Here is a 21,104-nt window from a genome sequence, read left to right as displayed (position 1 = left end):
CTCATATCTCTCCTAACATCTCTTTCACTCGTTTTTCGTCTTGTTTTGTAAATACTGAATTCACCAAAATCGTCGGGATCATCATGTCGATGGTTAAATTGACAGTGGTTAAAATCAGATCAATGTTTTGATACTTTTCTGGTGCCTTGGAAAATTTGCGTGCCGATAAGACATCGACAATTTCTAACTCGGGAAATGCTTTGCGAACCTTTACCTTCAATAGCTCTGAAGTCCCTACCCCGCTGCTGCACATGATCAGCACACGTTTTTTCGAATGGATCATTTCTTTATACTTCACAAAATACAAAGTCAAAAATCCGATCTCATCTTCAGAAATCTCATTTAATTGAAACTTTTCTTCGGCCGCTTTGCTGACCTGTTGGACTTGTTGAAAAACCTCTGGATACTCCAGCTTGATATCTCCTAATAAATCATTTTTAACGATGATCTCGTTTTTCAAACGATACAATAATGGGTCAATGTGCTCATAAAGATCTTGGCGATTCGGCTGATGATCGACCTTCATCCCCATCAAGCGACTCATTTCGGTGGCAAAAAAATCAGTGATCGCCAATGCTTCCTTTGATTTTCGATTCAGCTTGATTGGTTCCTTTTCCATTCGCGAAGAAATCAGGTATTGGAATAAATAAAACGTCTCACTTTCCGGTAGAACAATATTCAGATAATGATTCAGCTTTGTAATCACCATCTTGGAAAGCTGATACAGTTGATCATATTGCGTGATCAGTGCTTCTTCATCAGGATCTAACAGCTCCGCACAGGTATCTGCGTGAATTTCTCCTTCCCGTACACGTTTGATTAAAATGTAAATATGAGAAAAGATATTGCTGTTATAGGGATAAGCAATCCCGTTTTGCAATTTTCTTTCAATGTACTCTAATAACGAAGTAATAAAGTTGATGTCATAGGAACTGATTTTTTCCTGTTGTGTGGAAAAGTCTTCCTCCCAGACACGATTCGCGCTGATCAAATGATTCACCGCTTTGCGAATGTGCTTTTCTGTTCCTTCGATAGAGACACGTTGTCCTTTGCGAATCAGTGACAGCTGGTACTTCAGCAAAAATTCATTCATCCGTACCAAATCATTCGTAATCACGGTATTGCTGACATAATATTCGTCGAACAAATCATTGATCAACACTTTTTTGGGGGATTTGAATAACAAAGCCAACAGAATTGTATTCCTTCTTTCTGATGGACCTTGCACAGTATCATTGCCTCGTTTTCGGACACTTTCTTTTAAATAATTGTCATAATCTAAACGAAATCCTTTTCCGACTTCCGCTGAAATGAGCTCTCCGACATCGGAGGCTTCATTGATTTTTTTAATCGTACGGTAAATGGTTTTCGTGGAAACATTGGCAAATTCAGCTAACTCTTGAGCGGTGAGTGTCATCCCATGTTTGATAAACAGTTCGATCAATTGTGTTTCACGTTTGCTTAGCTGCATTTTGTCAACCTCCTTGTCATTAATATAGCCTTTTTTTATTCACGTACATTTTTTCTTATGTCCATTGAAATGGACATTTCCGTAAAACGCTTTCAATAACTATTTTAAATTATTCGTTGAAAATAACTTGATCCTCAAAAAAGTAAAAAAATTTAATACTCTAAGAAAGTGCTTCAGATTGACCAATTCTCTCACCTCCCTCCATTTTTCTTGAACGGATAAAAAAAACAGCGAAAAAATCGCTGTCGAACTAGTTATCCCCAACACAAGAATTTTATTTTCATACCCTTTTTGACTGAAATTATGCTTTAGTTTTCCACCTGTGCAAAACTTGCTTGCTTCGCTAATTGATAAATTGGTACCAATTGTTTATAGGTTTCTACCATAAATGCTTGAGCGGCTTGCGGATTTTTCCAAATCGGATCTTCCCTTTTGATGATTCGACCAATTTGAAATTCGCCTTTTTTCACATCACGAAACCTTATCAACAGTTTTTCTATGCGTTCTGGCGATAGCTCTTCTACTTTCGGCTTTGTGTGATCACCGGATAGAACAAAATCTGGGGATAAGTTTTCAAAAATTTCTGGATGGTCTAGTAAAATTTGCGCAATCGCTTTTTCTTCCTTCGGCTGATCAATACAGGACAGCCACATAAAAACATACTCCGGCCAAATTCCCAGCTGAAAATGCGGCTCCATTTTGTATCCACGCTTTTGTCGGCTCAATGCTGACCAAGTATTTTCAGGCGGATAGGTCGTCCTGCGGCGATGCTGGGCAATGTGGATAAATAGCTTTTCGTCTAGCAGCGGCTCTAACTCCTGTTGAAAAACTTCATCTAACTGTTGAAAAGTTGGTTGAACTTCCTGGCGAATCGCTGCCATTCGTTCATCCAAGCCGTCGATATCAAAAACTTCAAAACTCTTTTCAGTGAACATGTTACTCCCCCTTATTCCTACTATCGTAATTCTACCTATCTTATCGCTGAGTCACAAGTTATCAACTACCCATGTTGATAAAAATTCGTAGTGATTTTCCCTTCGAACAAACATCGTTTCAAAATTTTGATAAAACTCGCTGATTCTTTTGCTATTTTAAAGAAAATATTTCCTTCTCTTTGTGAAATCAAGTATATTATAAGTAGCCATTTTATTATTGGAGATTCAGAAATTTATTTCTGAGGAGGGTAAAACGAATGATTTCAGACGCAATTGGCTTCGAGAAAAAATTTCGTTTAAAAGAAGACAAAAAATTTGAACAATACAAGATCATGCTTCCGAAACTACGAGAAAATGATGTGATGATAAAAATTTCCGCTATCTCGATAAGTACCTTAGATACCCAGATTCGACAAACGATTAAAGGAGCGAAGAAACCCTATATTTTAGGCTTTGGCGGTGTCGGCATTATTACCCGACTAGGCAGCAGCAATCAATACTTAAATGTTGGTGACCGTGTTCTCTATGTAAATAAGGTCGGAAAATACGGCAGCTATAGTAACTTTCAAATCGCTGATGTCCGTTCCATCGTCAAACTGCCAGACTCTTTTCCTACCGATGAAGCCGCCGCTTTTTCCTATAGCTTTTTCTTGGCTTTTGAAGTGTTGTTCAGCCAACTGCAATTGACACCTAAGCCGAAAAAAAATCAGGGAAACCTATTGATCCTAAACACCTCTGACGGGCTAGGCGCGACCATTATCCAATTAGCGAAGTGGGCTGGCTTGAAGGTCGCCGCTACGATCGATAAAAACAATTCAGAAATCTGGATCAAAAACATGGGGGCGGATGTCGTCGTCTCTCAATCCACTCAGCTATCAAAAGAATTGACAAACGCGGAAATGACACCGGTTGATTATGTGATCAATTTAGATACTGAAAAGGAAAAAAACTTCGATCATCTGTCGGAATTCAAGGATACGGCCAAGGTGCTGCTCTTGCACTTCATTAATAAGAAAAAGAAAAATTTTGATCCAGACTATCTCAACTTCTATTGCGAAGATTTCTTGGAGGCTTCTTTTACTACCGATGAAGGCATCGAGTATTCCCGCAAGATCATGGAGCTTTTGGTCTATTTATGGGAAAAAAATCAACTAACATCCATTTTGACTGCACAGCTAAACGGCTTTTCAGATAAAAATTTCTACGGAGCTCATAAGCTGATCGAAAACAACCCAAACTTTCGTCATCTAGTTTTAATCAACTGACACAATCTCGTTCAATTGAACGAGATTTTTTTATGAAAAACAATTTTTGGAGCTAAAAAGAAGCTGTTCTTTGCTTCCATAACGTTTGTTGTCATTTCCTATAGAAATTTCTCGTTTTTCTGAGGTTAACATTTGCTAATTACAAAGAATGGGATTAAGATATAAAATGAAATTTTCATTTACATTTTCATTTCAATTATTTTATAGGAGGTCTTTATGGATTATTCACTGACTACTCGGTTAGCAGCTGAGTTCTTGGGAACTGCTTTGCTAGTAATGCTAGGAAACGGTGCAGTTGCCAATGTTGATTTAAGAGGGACAAAAGGTTACGGAAGTGACTGGATGTTGATTGCAGTAGGTTATGGCTGCGGGGTTATGATTCCTGCAATGATTTTTGGCGGTATCAGCGGCAATCACATCAACCCAGCGTTTACGATTGGTTTAGCTGTTAGCGGCATGTTCCCTTGGGCGGAGGTTCTTCCTTACATCGTTGTCCAAATTCTTGGTGCGATGGTCGGACAATTAGTCGTAGTAGCCAGCTACAAGCCTTATTACGATCAAACAGAAGACAAACTACATGTGTTAGGTACCTTCTCAACGATCAATAGTGTCGGTTCTAAATTTAACGGATTCGTGAATGAATTCTTCGGATCATTCATTTTATTCTTCGGCGCACTAGGAATTACCAAAGCGCCATTCTTCCAAAACAATTTAGGAACAGCACACTTAGCATTAGGTTTCTTAGTTTGGACATTAGTCGCATCCTTCGGCGGACCAACTGGCCCAGGTTTAAACCCAGCTCGTGATTTAGGTCCTCGTATCATGCACGCCATCTTACCATTGAAACACAAAGGCGATTCACAATGGAGCTACTCATGGGTACCAGTACTTGCCCCAATCATTGCTTCAATCGTAGCAATCGCATTATATAAAGCATTGTTTATCTAAAAACACGAAACTGCCGCAATTTTTTGCGGCAGTTTTTTTAATCAACAATCTCCTAAAAAGAGCTGTTGCCTACTATTTACAGTTCCATCACGTATTAATTCAATCAAAAAAGAATAGCCACTCTAGCTCTTCCTTCTATTTAAACCAATCCTTCAACAAACTCGACCGGAAACATTGTTTTTTCAGCCGTTTCTTCTACAGTCATGCCTTGAGCCAAATAGCGTTTCGCCACACTAGCCATACTTTCTGCGACCTCCACGATAAATTTATCATAGTCGTAAAAACGCAGCACACGCTGCCCCCAAGGATACTCTTTACTGTGATGCAGAAAGTCGATTCCTTCAACCTTTGAAAGCTTGTCTTCCCATTTGTCTAAATCCTCAACCTCAAAATACAGTTGAAAATTATCCGACTGCTCCTTTGGATTCAATGGAACACCCAACAACCCTTGATAATCAGCCTGTAATGAAAAGCCGCTCTCAAAAGCAACATGAACATTATCCAGATCCATTTCTATTTTTTGTTCCATAACCTCTACATAGAACTGCTTCGCCTTCGTCATATCCTTCACTGCCAATAACACTCCACCAAAATTCATTCCTATCACCATCAGAGCCGCTACTCGACTCTCCTTCCTTTTTTACTAAATATACCCTTAGAATTTGGCGATTTCACTGTAAAAATCGGACATCTTCCGTTGATAAGCTTGCGGTGTAATGCCCGTCATCAGTTTAAAATCACGATTGAAGTGAGAGAAATCGTAATAACCGGCGGGTTCCAACACTTTTGTAATTACCCCTTGCCTTCGATTTAGTAAACGGATCGTTTGATTAACTCGGACTAAACGAGCAAACATTTTGGTGCTCATTCCCAGATATTCATTAAACAGTCGCGTAAGATGGCGTTCACTATAAAATACCTCATTAGACAACTTCTTTAAGGAGATATTTCCTGATTGTTGAACGATCATTTTTCTCGAAGTAGCCAACTCTGGCGGACAGTCCTTTAAGAGAGCATGAACAAATAGACGATCAACTCCAGCCAGTAGCTCTTCCACACTTTCCGCTGCCTCCAACAATTCCATCAGTACCTGATTCAATTTGGCATGAAGCAATTGAAAAGAAAAATGCCGATCCGCTAATTCATTTTGCTTAAGACTTAGAAACGCATGAAGTCCAGCCGGTTGAAATTCCACGATGAATATCTGATTGAAAGTCGCAGCTTCCTCACCTACATTGGCAGCCGCAGTCATTGGCCCAAGTAGCTGGTTCTCGATTTGATGGTCCTTAAACCCGCATACTAATGTCCCACAACCATGAGGAATGACCGTATAATTCTCAGAAATCGCCTGTTTCGTCGGAAAAGTCAATGTATAATTCGAAATATAAGGCAACAATGCCGCATGTGGCCTCACATACATACAGTCTTGATTCCGAAAAATAATCCGTTGATTCTGCGGATACAAAAACAACGCCTTTTGATTGATCATTCCCTCACCTCATTCATAGTAACGATTCAATTTTGGTTAAAATTGATTGATTTTCATTCCGGATACCATTTTACTAATCTACTGAAGTAGAAAGTAAAACTGGCAACTTCATTCATATTAATGACTCAATTCTATCATCATATCAAGACTTTTTTAGTTGCTACTAGATATTCATAACTTCCTTAAATAGTTATAACGTGTTATAATTCTATAAAAAAGAGGGGATTTGAATGGGACAAATCAAAGTACGGAAGATTGGTAATTCCGTTGGAGGAATATTCCCTAAAGAATGGGGATTACACGAGGGAGATATCTTGGAGGTTAAAAAAGAAGGAAATTACTTCATATTAGATGCCCAAGAAGTCGCAAAAAAGAAAGATCGTGAGTTAATCGAAGAGAGTTTTGCAGAGTTTGAAACGAATCATACTGTTTCTGAAGAAGAAATGACTACGCTCTTTAGCAAATATGGTTGGGGTGAGAAATGAAATCTTATCAGCTCATTTATTCCGTCTCTTTTAGAAATAGCCTGATCCAGCTTATATCGGAATGGGAGAACGAACTTTTTCTTTCAGAAGAAAAAATCAAACACTTCGTTCAATTAATTTATCGCTCACTAGAATTATTAAAACTATTTCCTAAAATGTATGAAGATGTTTCTCCATTATATGGTTTTGACATTCCGACTTATCGAATCTTGATTGGTCAAAGTTATGCAATCTTTTACCGAATCGATGAAGAGAATCATTCAGTTCTAATTGGAAAAATCTTTAAACAGAAACAAATGCATCTGAAATTTTAAAAGACCAAGCACAATGATTAACTAAAAAACTGCGACTCTCATCGAGAATCGCAGTTTTCCATTTATTTAGTTAGAAACGCCAACGCATTGTCAATCAAATGCTGAACCGTTTCTTTCGGCATAACCGACATAATATCTGTGATTTGAGGAGCAGATTTACTGTCGGTGAAGACGACGTTCAACGGCATATACAGTTTACGACCCTTTTGTCCTGTTTCTGCTTGAACAGCTGACAAGATGGCAGGATAATCCACTGGTTCTGTCGCATCTTTTATTTTTTCTGACATCGCAGTCAAAATTTGTTTAACGCCTTCGCTATCAAATTCTGCCAAGTCGGTATAAGTGAAGGTCACTTGGTTGGCATTTTTGATAAACAAGATTTTTTCCATAAATGTCATTAAAGTCTTGGCTTCTGTGTGATAGATATCCACGACTTTTTTAACAAAATCAAGATCCTTTTCGATGCCGATTGCTTTTAATTGTTCTGCTACGTCTGTTTCAGCAGCGTCAACTAACAGCATGATTCGTCTAGTTAATTCGTCAACGGAAGTTTTTTTAATGTATTCCGCATTGGTCCAGTCAAGTTTCTTTTGATCGAAATAAGCAGGCGAAGCAGACATCCGATTGATATCGTAAGCTTCGATCAATTCATCACGAGTGAACAATTCTTTTTCTCCCACTGGTGACCAACCAAGAAAGGCGATAAAGTTCAGCAACGCTTCATTCAAGTAACCATATTTACGATATTGACTAATGAATTGCAGGGTATTTTTATCACGTTTACTCAATTTTTTATGAGTATCCAAGCTATAGATCAGTGTGATATGACCAAATAGCGGTTGCGGGATACCTAGTGCTTCGTATACTGCGATTTGTTTTGGTGTATTCGCAATATGGTCATCCCCGCGTAAAACATGAGTCATCTTCATCAAATAGTCGTCAATCACTACGGCAAAATTGTACGTTGCCATGCCATTACTTTTTTCAATAATGAAATCTCCGCCGATATTGTCTGAATTGAATTCCACCCGGCCTTTAATCATATCGTCCCAGCCATAAACATGGTCTTCAGGCAAATGAAGGCGAACGGTCGGTTTTCGGCCTTCTGCTTCGGCTTGTTTGATTTGTTCTTCTGTTGCGCCATACCAGCGACCATCATAATGAGGCGCGATTTTGGCTTCGATTTGTTGGTCATGTAATTCTTTTAATTCTTCTTCGGTGGCATAGTCTTTATAGGCTAAACCAGCGTCTAATAATTGTTGTACATATTTGTGATACAAATTCACACGATCTTTTTGGTGGTAAGGGGCAAATTCAACTTTCGGTTTATCCGGACCTTCGTCCCAGTCGATACCTAACCAATGAAGATTTTCCATCTGGCTTTCTTCACCATGCGGAACATTTCTTTTCAAGTCAGTATCCTCGATTCGCAATACCCAAGTTCCCTTATAATGTTTGGCAAACAGATAGTTGAATAACGCCGATTGCGCATTCCCTAAATGTAAAAAACCTGTTGGACTTGGTGCGTAACGAACTCGTACGTCGCCGGTAACTTCTACTTTGTCTTTTTTCAATTTGATTCCCTCCAGTTTAAAAGCCCTAATAAATAATGCAATTATTAGGACTTTAATAACAGATGCTATTATAGGTTAAGATGCGTGATGAATCAAATGATTACGATTTAGATCGTCAATTGCGCGATGTAAATCATCAATGAAGTCATCACAGATAGCCATGGTCATAGCTGGACGAACGACGATTCGGCTAATAGTTACATCGTCAAGATCTTTTGGAAGTGGATAAGCAGGCACTTGCCAGCCGTATTCCTTCAACTTGTCTTCTAAATCGTATAGATTCCAAGTTAATTCGATATTATCCGCAATTTTCCAACAGTTGATTGGTAATTTTGATCCATCATTGATGATATCAAAAATACCTAGTGCTTTTAATTCTGTATTGATTCGTTTAGATACTTCTCTGACATTGTTCATGATAGCTGTGAATCCTTCACGACCAAAACGAATCAAGTTGTAGTATTGTGCCACAATATGTGCCCCGCTATGTGAGAAGTTAATAGCGATCGAATCTACGCTGCTTCCAAGGTAAGGTACAGCAAAACGCATTTCTGATGGTAAATATTCTTCCGTATTTTCACGCCAAACAATCCAGCCAATCCCAGGATAGACCATCCCGTATTTATGTCCTGAAACATTGATTGATGCTACATTTTTCAAACGGAAATCCCATGGTTTGAACCCATCAACAAATGGTGCAAAGAAACCGCCAAAGGCTGCGTCTACGTGGATTTTGATTGGTAATTTAGCTGTTTTGTTGTATTCAGAAACAAGTTCATCTAATTTTTGAATATCATCTACTTGGCCAGTGTAAGTGATCCCTTGGATACCTACGACCCCAATCGTATTTTCATCTACGTAATCCATCACGATGTCAGTATTTAATGACATATGGTTTTCATCCATTGGAATTTCCCGCATCTCGACATTCCAGTACGTACAGAATTTTTCCCATACTACTTGGAATGCAGACATGATAACTAAGTTAGGTTTGTGTTCATGCAAGTTGTCGATATCTAATCCGGCTGCTTTTGCGCGGTGTTTCCAGCTGTGCAACAAAGCCAATCCGCCTAGCATACAACCTTCTGAAGAACCTACTGTTGAAGTTCCGATGAAGTCTTTATATAATTCTTTGCCTTCACCAATATTCCACATATGGGCAATCATACTAATTGAATAATTTTCCATTGCTGTGGTTTTTGGATATTCTGATTTGTCAATCGCATTCGTTTCAAGTGAACCAAGCATCAAGCGATCCGCTTGTGGTTCCATTTGAGTCGTACAGAATGTAGCCAAATTTTGATCTGCTTTCGCTTCATTCAACCGAATATGATTGACGAGCGTCTCGGCTGTGTCAGGGTTCATACCCTCATCAGGTAATACTTGTTTAGGCATGCTACGTGCTGCTTCTCTGCTTCCTAAAAATGAACTTTCTAAATAATCTGTATGCATTTAAAAGATCTCCTTATTCGTATTAAAGTAATCATTTTTCCAGGGGAAAATGAGTTCGTTTCTCTTGCCGTATATCATTCCGCTAAACTTCTCTAGCTGTATTTCAAAAAACTTTTTATTTTCTTGCTGCCTAGATAAACTGTGAAAAGCGGAACTGACATCCTTATTCGTATTAAAGTAATCATTTTTCCAGGGAAAAATGAGTTCGTTTCTCTTGCCGTATATCATTCCGCTAAACTTCTCTAGCTGTATTTCAAAAAACTTTTTTATTTTCTTACTGCCTAGATAAACTGTGAAAAGCGGAACTGACATCCTTATTTGTACTTTCTTATATTTTCTAATGAACTTGATGGTGCAAATTTTTTCCTGATTTATCATGATGATGCAAGGTCCAATTTCCATGGAACAAATACATGATGAAAGGTATAAAGAAAACGATGATAAAAGCCGTTAATAATAATGTTAGGTACGTATGTTTTTGTTGCATGCTGTAAGCAGCTGGTGGGAAGAATGTTACGACAAACCCGAAAGCTGATAAAACTAAACCTAGAACACCCATGATGACACGCATTACTTTTGATTTGGCTGCACGGAATGTCCGATGCAAATCGTCGTGTTTGAACACTAAAACTAAATAAGTAACAAACATCAGCATATACATTAAGGTATACAGAGCAACCGTTAAACTCATCGCTGTTTGGAATGAAAGGTTTGATTTGTCTCCACCGGCACCAAAGGTTAGTAACGCAGCCATGATTGAGACGATCACACCTTGCAAGATCATGACGTTCGTTTCGACACCATAAGGATTTATTTTAGCAAAGCGTTCTGGCAAGTAGCCTTCTTTCGCTGCTTCGTACATTCCAGCATTTGGTCCAACGACCCAACTGCTGATTTCACCAATGATCCCAATTGCTAGTAGCAAACCAATCAACCGTTCAATAAAGACCACATTGATCCATGGAAATTGTTGAACCAAAGCGCCATAAGCATAAACAATACCAGTACTTAATTGAATTTTGGCATTGGGAATTGTTGCCCCGATTGAAATCGTTCCGATAATATCAGAAGCAATCGCACAAATTGCCAAGGCCATCATTACTTTTGGATAAATAGATGGTTTCTTTAAGTCTTTAACGTGAGTAGCTGAACCTTCCGCCCCTGCAAAGGCTAAAATAAATGGCACAAATCCGACTAACACGTTGCCGCTCCAGCTTGATGGTAAAATCGTGTGTGGATTGATTTTGATTAGCATAGGATTACCCTTTACTAAATAAGTAATCGTTAAGAACAACAATAGAAAGACTGGAATAATAACCCCAATTGTAAAACTCCATTGAGCAATTTTTCCTGTGATTTTTGTTCCCCGTTGTTGTGCGAAGATCAAGCCCCACAAGATAACCATCATGATGATGAATTTGAACAATGGATTCGTATTAATAACTGGAACGTTGAAAGTGATTGATAAACAGCCAATGATGAAATACATCATGGTACACATACCAACTGTGATGTGAATCCATTGGTAAAATAGAGCAGACCAACCTAGGCGTTCACCTAGCATATGACGTCCCCAAGTAAAGATCCCGCCTTTACTCCAGCCATCAACTGAAGCCATTTCTCCAGCGGACCGAGTAACGGGAATGAACCATAGAATCCCTGCTAAAAATAGGAAAAACAATGCTGTTGGTCCTTGTTTAGCGAAGGCCGCAAAACCGTAGACTGTCATGACCATTGAAGTAGTCATTGAGAATAGTTGAACACCTGTGAGCTGATTATGATCGCTGATAGAGGCGTTCTTCTCTTCGTTATTCATTTGTGACACATCCTTTAAATTCATTGCAATCGAAGTGCGCACTTTTCGAACTACAGCCATCATCATAGACTTTACACAATCAAAGTCAAACCACGCCAGACATAGCAAATTAGAAAAAATATTAAAAGACATGCTGTCACCACGATGGAAGAAAACCTTTAATCATCGCCCTTTTCCATGAAATCTAGTGGTAAATAAAAAAGGTTTTTAAGAAAAAAAGGAAAAGGTTCAAATTGTGCAAAAAATAGACGCAAACTTTTAGAAAGCCAGCACAAATTTTTTGTATCAAATGATAGTTCTCACAAAAAAAGCGGATGCAAAAAAGAATCCTCGCAATTATCTTTAAATCAACTTTCACATAGTGCTTACCCCTCCTTTAATCATTGCGGATTATACTAGTGACCTTGAGGGAGTGTTAATTCATGAGCATCGATCTATTATTAGATTTTGAAAGTCAGGCGCTTTTTGCCATTTTTACTTATTTAAAGGAAAATCCAGGCTTTCACGATATCAATGAAATTTCAGAGCAAATTGGTTTTGAAAAACGAACAACGTTGAAATATTTAGAGCGTTTAGCGATGCTTTCTAACGAAGTAAAGGAACATATTGGAATCGATCCGCTAACTATATCGGAGCGGAACTACCGAATTATTCAACAAAATTATGTGGAGAACAAAGAATTGAGCTTAGCCATCTATCACATCTCGATCAAGATTGACCTGCTGGAGGGGTTACTGCTAAATAAAGAAAATACGATGGATTCCCTGACGGACAAATACAACCTGAGTTATTCCACCTTGAAAAAAGATGTGTACGAAGTGCGGGATTTCCTTAAAGAAGCCAATATTGATCTTCATATTAGAAATGGCGAGATTGTATTATCCGGTTTAGAACCGACGATTCGCCTCTTCTTCTTGAGCTTCTTTTGGCAGCTATACGGCGGCTACGGGCATCCCTTTAATATCGAAAATTCGACTGAAAAGAATTTTATTTTTGAGAAACTCAGCTTTCTACTTTCAGATCAAATCGACCCGATCACTAAAATTCAATATGATTATCTAGTAGATATTACGCTGATCCGTTATCTATCCAATCATCCGATTGAAAATAATGAACTGCCGGTGGAATCCATCCTGATCGGAAATAAATTTGTCCAGCATTTTCATTTTATTACGGAAGAAAATGTCTCGGCTTACGCGAATTTTAAAGATGAACTTTATTTTATGCTATTATTCTTACAATCAAAAATGGTCTTTTATCGCAACACCAGCTTCTTCCGTGAAATAAAGAAATATCACCAAGAGATAGATTCAAATATCTATCAGGCCAATCAGTTCTTTTTTCAAAACATCGGTCTGCTTTTTAACCAATTTGAATTTGACTATGACGAACTGGAAAAAGAACTATATGTCATTCATACACGCTTATTGTTCAAAAGCTTTTATAATTATGTACCAATCGGCGAGCATCACAATCTTTATCCGGAAGATATGGCGATTGTACAAGAAAATCTGCGGGTTCGTTTTGAAAATATTTGTCCACGTAATAGCCTAATTTATTCACAGCTTGACTACGCCATTTTTCTTTACGCCGCTTTAAGTATTGCTAATGAATTTATGACAGAATATGAATTATCTATTTTTATTGATGATTCAAAAGGCGAGTTTAATTCTATCTGGCTAAAAAAATTCTTTATGAAAAGTACTAACGGACTAGTTAAATTGAATTTTGTCGATCCAAATCGCTTTTTATTAGCCGATGAATCTGTTGATTTGATTATCAGTACGAATAAATTTTTCCCAATCAAGAACGTCCACAACAAACCCATCCTGTTTCTAGAATGCAAAGACAAATACGAAGACCTGAAAAATGTTCAATCGATGGTTCGAAAGATTATGATGGAGAAAAATAAATTGCTGCAAGTAAAATAAAATAATGAACACTTTCCAAACATAAATCTGACTTTTTGGCTTTTATTAGAATATTTTCATTTTATAGAAGACATAGCCAGCAAAGTATCCCATGCAAAACAATTATTCTATGCTATACTACCCACAGTTAGTTTCTCTTTCCAAAATAAAACTAACGAACGAAGACGATCGACCGACATATTCGATCGTCTTTGCGAGTTCTTCTTCCTGCTTTAGCAGGTTAGTAGAATCGTATGCGCGACGACAATTCTTACATTTTTCACGGATTTTGAAAAATGTTTCCTTAATCCGGCGTTAGCTGCGAGTTCTTCTTCCTGCTTTTAGCAGATTAGTAGAATCGTATGCGCGACGACAATTCTTACATTTTTCACGGATTTTGAAAAATGTTTCCTTAATCCGGCGTTAGCTGCGAGTTCTTCTTCCTGCTTTTAGCAGATTAGTAGAATCGTATGCGCGACGACAATTCCTACATTTTTCACGGATTTTGAAAAATGTTTCCTTAATCCGGCGTTAGCTGCGAGTTCTTCTTCCTGCTTTTAGCAGGTTAGTAGAATCGTATGCGCGACGACAATTCCTACATTTTTCACGGATTTTGAAAAATGTTTCCTTAATCCGGCGTTAGCTGCGAGTTCTTCTTCCTACTTTTAGCAGGTTAGTAGAATCGTATGCGCGACGACAATCTAATGAACGCTTTCGCTTCTTTCGAAAAAATTCTTCCCTAATTCGGAGTTAGCTTTCACGTTTAGATACATAGTTAAAAAGCCGAAATCAAAATCAGATTGCTGATTTGATCCCGGCTTTTATTATCCTTGAATTTCCGCGTATAGCTCCCTATTATTTTTTCATTTTGTTTCTGAGCCGCTGGCTAATTATCCTCTCCTCCTATTAATATATAGATAGAGTATGAATAATCCAACACCTGTAATAAAGCACATGGCAGAAAATAGAATGAAGGTTCTATTGGCAAAACTGCCTGTTCTTGGCAAGATTCCTATTCGATGATAATTTTTTACTTTTATTGTGATTTGATTCTCGTCTTCATCTAGTATAACGGTGTTAGTTACCCACGGATGATCGTCAAATGACACCACACCGTTGTCAAAAATGTCAATGGTAATTTCTTCCTCTAAACCAGTATAACCATTTGGAGCTGTGAGTTCTTTAAGATAATAAACACCTGGCTGTATGTCTGTGAATACAAAGGTTGAACCAGAAGAAATCGTTTCGTTGTACGCTCCTGATGAATTTTTCAGACGAAATGCCGCACCTTCGATTTCATTTCCTTGTTCATCAGTCTTAATAACAGTTAGTCTGAACTTATTTAATTCATTAATGATCGTTTTATTGGGTGAATCAGCAATAACTGCCGCACCATCCGACCTCTCTGCCACTGTAAATGTGAAATCATCACACTTTTTGAATCCCTCTGGAACAAATGTTTCACTTACTTGATAGAGACCCGTAGGAAGATTAGTAAAATTAACGACCCCTCCATTATCTGGGATAACATCACTTGCAACTACTATACCTGTTAACGTTTCTGTCAAAGTAAATCTCGGTCGTTTGTCATCTGCACCAGTAAAAGGTTGCCCATTTTTCATTACTTTCTTAAATGAAAAATCAGTAGTCAGCAATCGATTCGTGATAGTTATTCCTGCTGGGTCTAGATTACTAGACGTAAAACTCTCCTGACTGTAAGTTGGATTGGCATAACTCGGTACTCTATTCTTATCTCCAATTCTTTCAATAATTCGATACTCGATAATAGGATTTCCAGAAACTGCTGGGAAGCGAGCTGCCCAACTATTTTCTTCGTTCAAATGGACTTCGTGTAAATTGACCCATTGAGTTCCGTCTTTTCTTTGTAAAACAGCCGTTATCTCTCGACGCATTTTCCAACGATTATTTTCATCATCTGACCAAACTTTTTTTACTGGAATAACAAAATCTTCATTGAACGCTCGAACAGATGGAACACCAAAATCTAATTTGTCCTCTGTACGATTGGGCATAGAGTGTAATACGGTTTTCCCGTTGGCTGGGTACCAACTTCCGGAAGTAAAGCTTGATGCCTCCGTTTTCAAGCGGATTTTGTAGTTTATTTCAATTTCCTGATTCCCATAAAGATTGATATTTGTTACTTTTATCTTCCTTGGATCAGAGCTGTCAACCCTTGCCATTTTGTCTGCATCAATCGCTTTTGTGCCTAATCTATTTCTTAATGAAATATCCGATACAACAGGCGTTCCCACTAATTCCACCATATCTCCCAACGGATCTTCAATCACACCTTGTTCAACAGTCATAAGCGTCGATTCAAACCATTCCCGGAAGGATTTTTCAAAATCAGTTAGATTTTGTGCTTGGTAGAAATAGTAATCTTTTTCTGAATTACCAGTAGTATTAGCTCTTTGAGTAGTCATTTTGTAAAGTCCCTTTACTAGTACTTCCGCGCTATGGAATTCTCCAGCCCCACCATAGGCTCCCATGGCGATCGCTTGAATTTCAATCCCTTTGTCTCTTAAATCTGCCGCTTGAGAATTTGCCATATCTAAATGAGATTCGATTAGGAGTCTATTGTTAACATTTCCAGGATCTTCAATATTAGTAATTCTAAACCTTCTATCCACAGCAGGAGGCTCCAGTCCATTGTACAGCACATAAAGTGAGGTCGCTCCATTCGAACCGAGTGTCACTCCTGCATTTCCATCCGTTTGTCCTGAAGACAGTGGTTTATACTGAGTAATTCTTACTTTGGAAGGAAAAATTGCCGTATCCCTTTTGCCTGCTAACGGGTCCTTGCTTCTATTTGGGGCTCCATCAGTTAAAAGAAAGAGAAACTTTCTTCGTCCATTATTATCTGCTAACAGTCTTTTTTGTGCTTCAATCAATCCACCTTGCGTATAGGTCTGGTGGTTTTGCGTACTAGCATTGCGATAATTTGTCACTAACTGATCCCAATCACTGTACCGTGATGACAAATTAGATGTACTGATCACATTCGTGCCAAATACAACACTGCCGATCCTTAGATACCCATTGTCAGGAACATTGTTTTTAAACTGAGTAATTAAATGACTCAAAGAATCTACTGAAATATCTTTTCGCAGTCTTCCACCAATTTTGTATTCCGGTTGAGTAAAGGTCATTGATGCAGAGTTATCCAATACAAACATCACATCAACACCAGGTCTGGTAAGCGAGTCTCCTCGGACATTCAACTTTACGTTAAACTCATCCTTCTTGGTTGTTTCAGTCGCATATTTCCTTAGTGCAATATCCCCTTTCTCTTTTCCGCCAACGCCGTAATAAATATAAGAATTTGTATAATTATCTGTAGACGTGTTCCAACTTTGAAGTCCATCCCAAACATTAGCGGCTGTATTATCCTTTCCGCCTTGATGATTGATCACATTCGTCTGACCGGTTGGCTGCCAAGAATATTGTGGATATTTTCCATTGTCTGTCTTATAGCTTGGTTCTTTATTGGTATATGAATTGGTCCGAGCCAAGTTTCTAGCGTTTGTCAACGCTGGTAAATCAATGGCTTTTGAAAAACTATTTTGTTCCGAATAAAGTGAAAAACTACCTTCAGCTTCAGTAGTTTGATTCCCCTCGTTGTCTTCAGGTACTGATTTTTTTGGAGCTTTTTTCGTAGCTTCTTGTTCTACTTTTAACCAGAGAGGGTCACTTAATTCCAATATATCAGTATCAGTATCAGCTTCGGCTCCTGCTTGTTCCTTCTGATTTTTTTCTGTATTTTGTTCATTTAATTCGAGATACATTTGAAGCTTTTCCTGTTTCTTAGGGACCGCGATCGTGAGTTCACGCTCTTGTGAATGTGTAAAATCTTTTTCAATCAGCCATCCCTCTTTTTCTTCCATTCCGTCGACTACAGGGTAATCAATGACTTTTTCTTTTTCCGTCACTATTTTTAGTTTTAAGCGATTTTGCTGTTGTTCACTTTTCCCCTCGCGGCTTAACTTAATATGAAAGAGATTTTCCTTATCTGTCCGTTCTGTTTTGTAGGAAACCTTCAAAAATGACTCTTCAATCAATACACTCGCGTCGTTTTCCGCAATTGTTCGTGAGCTTGCACCCATTAAACCTATCAAACTTAAAAAGATTCCCCCAATTAAAATAAGAACCCTCTTTTTTCTCCCATGCATACCCTTACCCCCTTTATCCCAAGCTATCCCTTCGCCATTATTTTATAAGACAAAAAAAAGTTCCGCAAATTACAAAATAATTGTATTTAAGTTATTTATAACTGCAAAAAACACGAATATTTAGCCCGTATTTTTTGCAGCAGTCATCAACAAACGGTTATTAAATCACTTTACTTTAGTTTTCATTAAAATTTATAACATTCATTTAGTTGATTATCGATTAAGTATATTAGACATATAAAGTCGAATATTTATTATTAAACTGACAAAAACATGAATAAACGGCTTGGTTACTCATTTTTTGCTATCAATAGTGCTTTTAAGCAATTCTGAATTAACGATTGTCACATTAAGAAAATTAAAAATAATTTACAAAAGAGTGTTGCACTAACCAATGTACTTTATTTTATCTAAAAATATTTTAGTTATTTAAAAAAGACAAAAAGCGATAGATCTATTGATTTTTCTATTTAATAGAACACCCTTATAAAACAAATCGAATACGTTTTGCCTCTTAATTGGTCGATACAGGATAGGTACATTGAAAACAATAAAAAAATCGAGCCGCAGCTCGATTTTTTTACGCATATGTCTGAATGATTTGCACCAACGCTTCTGTTGCTCCTGCCCCGCTTTTTTCGTCATAATATTGAGTGAAACGTTCGTCAGCTAAATACATCTCAGCCAATCCCTTATGAGCTTCACCGGAGTAGGCTTTCCAGCTGAAGCTCAGCCACTCTTTATGCAACTGATAAATTTCTTTAGCCAAAGACGGTGTCTCTTCTGTCAAATAGTTACTCAATTTCTCAGTTAGCGCAGCTTCTGTTGCCTGCATTTTTTGATAATCGGCCTCACTCATATTTTGCCATTTTTGATTCGAGGCCTCGACTGTTTCTTCTCCATATTTTTCACGGATTTCTTGTCCGTATTTTGCTTCATTTTCTGTGAGCTTTTCTTGTTTGAAGGCTTCAAATTTTTCTTTATTCGTCATAATTATTTCTCCCTTATAGTAACGCAAGGTCTTATCGATTGTTTCCAGCAGCTGATCAAGTTCTTGGCGCTTTTGCTCCAATTGGATTTTTTGCTGAATCAACGTATCCGCGACTTTTTCGTCAGGTCGGTCCACTAATTCCTTAATTGTTTTCAATGGAATCCCCATCGAGCGGTACAAAAGAATCTGTTGCAGCCGATCAATTTCTTTTTCGGTATACATCCTATAGCCTGCCTCACTTAAAAAAGCTGGCTTTAATAATGAGCGCTCATCATAAAATCGCAGCGTCCGTGCACTGACACCTGAAATTTCCGCCATTTGTTTCACTGTATAGTTCATTTTGTACCTCCTGACAAGAACATCTTACACCTTGACGTAACGTAAAGGTCAAGGGATTCTTTCATCGTTAATTTAGTTTTTCTTTCTATAGGAAATCATTTTCTCAAAAAATCGAGAAAATGAGTTTTATTTTCGTTTCGCATATCATTATGCTAAACAGCTTATCTACTATTTATGCTAGAAAACATAGATACATCTCATCAATTAACAAACTGCGAAAAGCATAACTGACAACTAGCTCAGTCATAATGTATTCATTTTCCTAAAAACCAGGAAAATGAGTTTTATTCTCGCCACGCATACGATTCCGCTAAACACCACTACTATTTACTTGTTCAAAATCTGAGATCAATGCTCTTTTCTTATTAAACTGCGAAAAGCGTAACTCGAAGCTATCTCGGAATTAGGAAATCATTTTCCCAAAAACCGGTAAAATGAATCTATTCTCGTTTCGCATATCATTATGCTAAACAGCTTGTCTACTTATTCATACTAGAAACCATAATACATCTTATCAATTAACAAACTGCGAAAAGCATAACTGACAACTAGCTCAGTCATAATGTATTCATTTTCCTAAAAACCAGGAAAATGAGTTTTATTCTCGCCACGCATACGATTCCGCTAAACACCACTACTATTTACTTGTTCAAAATCTGAGATCAATGCTCTTTTCTTATTAAACTGCGAAAAGCGTAACTCGCAAAAAACCCCTCTTAGAATAAAATTCTAAGAGGGGTTCTCCCAGTACCAAATAATTGATAGAAAGGTTCTTCGTCCACTAAGCTTCTTTCCGACACCCTGAAATCCGACAGGTGACTTGCGTCGTGTGCCTCTGGTATCGAAGGATCAATCTTTCAGATCCACTCGACTCGTCGCATGAGACAAACTATAGCACATCCGCTTAGTCTTTGACAATCATTTTTGATAGTTCTTATAAATTGCTTCCGTGATCGCCACTGTTTTCAAGGTCAATTCTTTGGTGACAATTGGACTTTCCAGTAATCCTTGCTCCAGACAAGCATTCACATGATCGACTTCAAAAACAAACTCACTGTGTTGATTACTGTGAAGCGTTTCTTTTTGCCCATCATTATAATGAATTTCAGCTGTATCTGTTTTCCAAAAATCAGGAATAATGATTTTTCCCTTTTCTCCGTAAATAATCATTCGCTTTGATAGATCTAGATCGACAGTCAAAAAGATCGTACCAATCACACCGTTTGGAAAATTCAAAGTTACCTGCGCTTGCGCGTCAGATTGTCCTTCTGGAAAAGTCAGCGTTCCTTTGAATTCCTCAGGTGAAGCCCCTAATAAATGCTGCATGTATTCTAACGGATACGTTCCGGCTCCTCGAAAAACACCACCGCCCGCACTTAAATCACGGAACCACGAAATATGATCAATGTTGGGATAGGCTGTTACTGAATCTAACCAGCGCAGCGTTCCGATTTTTCCTTTTTGAATCACCTGCTGAATTTGTTTGGTGATTGGCAGGAATAGCGCCTTTTGCGCCTCCATTAAAAATAAATTGCGTTCTTTAGCCAGCGCAAATAATTCCTCCGCCTGAGCCAGCGTCATAGTAAAAGGCTTTTCTAATAGAACATGTTTATTATTCAACAATGCTAATTTTGCGGCGTCATAGTGCCCCTTGTTGTAGACCGCCACATAAACAATATCCACATCTTCACTTTGACAAAGCTCCTCGTAACTGCCATAAGCTTGTGGAATGTCTAACTCTTGAGCCATTTTCTGGGCCTTTTTGATTTCACGAGATGCAATTGCCGTTACTGTACCACCTTGACTTTCCTTCACTCCTGCCACAAAACGTGGAACAACTTGAGCTGTACTTAAAATACCGTAACGAATCATTTCATTTTCTCTCCTATTCATTTTAAATCAATAATGAAGGAACTGATTCGATA

15 protein-coding genes are annotated in these 21,104 nt (G+C 38.0%); 5 read left to right on the top strand and 10 right to left on the bottom strand.

Translation table 11 applies throughout. The features are described 5' to 3' along the window. Position 1 precedes the first annotated feature (1 nt). Positions 2 to 1,471 carry a BglG family transcription antiterminator gene (locus IGI52_RS15285; RefSeq protein WP_016181634.1) on the bottom strand — a complete coding sequence of 490 codons (1,470 nt, stop codon included), beginning with the start codon at positions 1,469 to 1,471 and terminating at the stop codon, positions 2 to 4. Between the two features lie 308 nt (positions 1,472 to 1,779). Beyond that, positions 1,780 to 2,406, bottom strand: a complete 627-nt coding sequence (locus IGI52_RS15280) for a DUF1054 domain-containing protein (RefSeq protein ID WP_016181635.1) — start codon at positions 2,404 to 2,406, stop codon at positions 1,780 to 1,782. A gap of 257 nt (positions 2,407 to 2,663) precedes the next feature. Here IGI52_RS15280 and IGI52_RS15275 point away from each other — a divergent pair, with 257 nt between their 5' ends. Both IGI52_RS15275 and IGI52_RS15270 read left to right on the top strand, forming a co-directional pair. After that, positions 2,664 to 3,671, top strand: coding sequence for an alcohol dehydrogenase catalytic domain-containing protein (locus IGI52_RS15275; protein ID WP_016181636.1), 1,008 nt, complete (start codon positions 2,664 to 2,666; stop codon positions 3,669 to 3,671). A 216-nt stretch (positions 3,672 to 3,887) separates the two neighbouring features. Beyond that, complete coding sequence (locus tag IGI52_RS15270; RefSeq protein ID WP_016181637.1) at positions 3,888 to 4,619, top strand: MIP/aquaporin family protein; 732 nt, start codon at positions 3,888 to 3,890, stop codon at positions 4,617 to 4,619. A 139-nt stretch (positions 4,620 to 4,758) separates the two neighbouring features. Here the strand turns inward: IGI52_RS15270 and IGI52_RS15265 are convergent, their stop codons facing one another. Together IGI52_RS15265 and IGI52_RS15260 are read right to left on the bottom strand one after the other, a co-directional pair. Further along, the gene (locus IGI52_RS15265) at positions 4,759 to 5,217 is read right to left on the bottom strand and encodes a VOC family protein (RefSeq protein ID WP_034877305.1); all 459 of its coding nucleotides are present in this window, start codon (positions 5,215 to 5,217) and stop codon (positions 4,759 to 4,761) included. 57 nt (positions 5,218 to 5,274) lie between these two features. Beyond that, the gene (locus IGI52_RS15260; RefSeq protein ID WP_016181639.1) at positions 5,275 to 6,108 is read right to left on the bottom strand and encodes an AraC family transcriptional regulator; all 834 of its coding nucleotides are present in this window, start codon (positions 6,106 to 6,108) and stop codon (positions 5,275 to 5,277) included. Between the two features lie 230 nt (positions 6,109 to 6,338). On the opposite strand from IGI52_RS15260, the gene IGI52_RS15255 reads away from it, so the two are divergent. After that, positions 6,339 to 6,593 carry an AbrB/MazE/SpoVT family DNA-binding domain-containing protein gene (locus IGI52_RS15255; RefSeq protein ID WP_016181640.1) on the top strand — a complete coding sequence of 85 codons (255 nt, stop codon included), beginning with the start codon at positions 6,339 to 6,341 and terminating at the stop codon, positions 6,591 to 6,593. Beyond that, entirely contained in the window at positions 6,590 to 6,907 is a 318-nt protein-coding gene (locus IGI52_RS15250; RefSeq protein ID WP_016181641.1) for a type II toxin-antitoxin system RelE/ParE family toxin, read from the top strand. The genes IGI52_RS15255 and IGI52_RS15250 overlap by 4 nt, the downstream gene beginning before the upstream one ends. A gap of 62 nt (positions 6,908 to 6,969) precedes the next feature. Here the strand turns inward: IGI52_RS15250 and gltX are convergent, their stop codons facing one another. The 3 genes from gltX to IGI52_RS15235 form a co-directional block, all read right to left on the bottom strand. Continuing rightward, positions 6,970 to 8,481 carry a glutamate--tRNA ligase gene (gene gltX / locus IGI52_RS15245; protein WP_016181642.1) on the bottom strand — a complete coding sequence of 504 codons (1,512 nt, stop codon included), beginning with the start codon at positions 8,479 to 8,481 and terminating at the stop codon, positions 6,970 to 6,972. Between the two features lie 75 nt (positions 8,482 to 8,556). Then, positions 8,557 to 9,933 (bottom strand): glutamate decarboxylase, encoded by a 1,377-nt coding sequence (locus tag IGI52_RS15240; RefSeq protein ID WP_016181643.1) that lies wholly within the window; start codon positions 9,931 to 9,933, stop codon positions 8,557 to 8,559. A gap of 337 nt (positions 9,934 to 10,270) precedes the next feature. Continuing rightward, positions 10,271 to 11,749 carry an amino acid permease gene (locus tag IGI52_RS15235; protein WP_016181644.1) on the bottom strand — a complete coding sequence of 493 codons (1,479 nt, stop codon included), beginning with the start codon at positions 11,747 to 11,749 and terminating at the stop codon, positions 10,271 to 10,273. A 422-nt stretch (positions 11,750 to 12,171) separates the two neighbouring features. On the opposite strand from IGI52_RS15235, the gene IGI52_RS15230 reads away from it, so the two are divergent. Further along, positions 12,172 to 13,680, top strand: a complete 1,509-nt coding sequence (locus IGI52_RS15230; RefSeq protein ID WP_016181645.1) for a helix-turn-helix domain-containing protein — start codon at positions 12,172 to 12,174, stop codon at positions 13,678 to 13,680. Between the two features lie 869 nt (positions 13,681 to 14,549). On the opposite strand, the gene IGI52_RS15225 is transcribed toward IGI52_RS15230, so the two are convergent. The 3 genes from IGI52_RS15225 to IGI52_RS15215 all read right to left on the bottom strand — a co-directional run bounded on the left by IGI52_RS15225 (position 14,550) and on the right by IGI52_RS15215 (position 21,051). Further along, the gene (locus IGI52_RS15225; RefSeq protein ID WP_311871571.1) at positions 14,550 to 17,849 is read right to left on the bottom strand and encodes a vWA domain-containing protein; all 3,300 of its coding nucleotides are present in this window, start codon (positions 17,847 to 17,849) and stop codon (positions 14,550 to 14,552) included. A gap of 580 nt (positions 17,850 to 18,429) precedes the next feature. Then, positions 18,430 to 19,179, bottom strand: coding sequence for a MerR family transcriptional regulator (locus IGI52_RS15220; protein ID WP_016181647.1), 750 nt, complete (start codon positions 19,177 to 19,179; stop codon positions 18,430 to 18,432). A gap of 918 nt (positions 19,180 to 20,097) precedes the next feature. Next, positions 20,098 to 21,051, bottom strand: coding sequence for a Gfo/Idh/MocA family protein (locus IGI52_RS15215; protein WP_016181648.1), 954 nt, complete (start codon positions 21,049 to 21,051; stop codon positions 20,098 to 20,100). Positions 21,052 to 21,104 lie beyond the last annotated feature (53 nt).

Origin of the sequence: Enterococcus sp. DIV0187, assembly GCF_051713785.1 — a bacterium.
Classification (GTDB): domain Bacteria; phylum Bacillota; class Bacilli; order Lactobacillales; family Enterococcaceae; genus Enterococcus_A; species Enterococcus_A avium.
The sequence above is the reverse complement of the archived record's forward strand: the minus strand, read 5'-3'. Positions and strand labels throughout refer to the sequence as shown.

Coding starts and splice junctions, on each gene's coding strand:
- IGI52_RS15260 (WP_016181639.1), bottom strand. CDS start 6,108: ATGATCAATCAAAAGGCGTTGTTTTTGTATCCGCAGAATCAACGGATT.
- IGI52_RS15225 (WP_311871571.1), bottom strand. CDS start 17,849: ATGCATGGGAGAAAAAAGAGGGTTCTTATTTTAATTGGGGGAATCTTT.
- IGI52_RS15230 (WP_016181645.1), top strand. CDS start 12,172: ATGAGCATCGATCTATTATTAGATTTTGAAAGTCAGGCGCTTTTTGCC.
- IGI52_RS15215 (WP_016181648.1), bottom strand. CDS start 21,051: ATGATTCGTTACGGTATTTTAAGTACAGCTCAAGTTGTTCCACGTTTT.
- IGI52_RS15270 (WP_016181637.1), top strand. CDS start 3,888: ATGGATTATTCACTGACTACTCGGTTAGCAGCTGAGTTCTTGGGAACT.
- IGI52_RS15235 (WP_016181644.1), bottom strand. CDS start 11,749: ATGAATAACGAAGAGAAGAACGCCTCTATCAGCGATCATAATCAGCTC.
- IGI52_RS15275 (WP_016181636.1), top strand. CDS start 2,664: ATGATTTCAGACGCAATTGGCTTCGAGAAAAAATTTCGTTTAAAAGAA.
- IGI52_RS15250 (WP_016181641.1), top strand. CDS start 6,590: ATGAAATCTTATCAGCTCATTTATTCCGTCTCTTTTAGAAATAGCCTG.
- IGI52_RS15240 (WP_016181643.1), bottom strand. CDS start 9,933: ATGCATACAGATTATTTAGAAAGTTCATTTTTAGGAAGCAGAGAAGCA.
- IGI52_RS15280 (WP_016181635.1), bottom strand. CDS start 2,406: ATGTTCACTGAAAAGAGTTTTGAAGTTTTTGATATCGACGGCTTGGAT.
- IGI52_RS15255 (WP_016181640.1), top strand. CDS start 6,339: ATGGGACAAATCAAAGTACGGAAGATTGGTAATTCCGTTGGAGGAATA.
- IGI52_RS15285 (WP_016181634.1), bottom strand. CDS start 1,471: ATGCAGCTAAGCAAACGTGAAACACAATTGATCGAACTGTTTATCAAA.
- IGI52_RS15265 (WP_034877305.1), bottom strand. CDS start 5,217: ATGAATTTTGGTGGAGTGTTATTGGCAGTGAAGGATATGACGAAGGCG.
- IGI52_RS15220 (WP_016181647.1), bottom strand. CDS start 19,179: ATGAACTATACAGTGAAACAAATGGCGGAAATTTCAGGTGTCAGTGCA.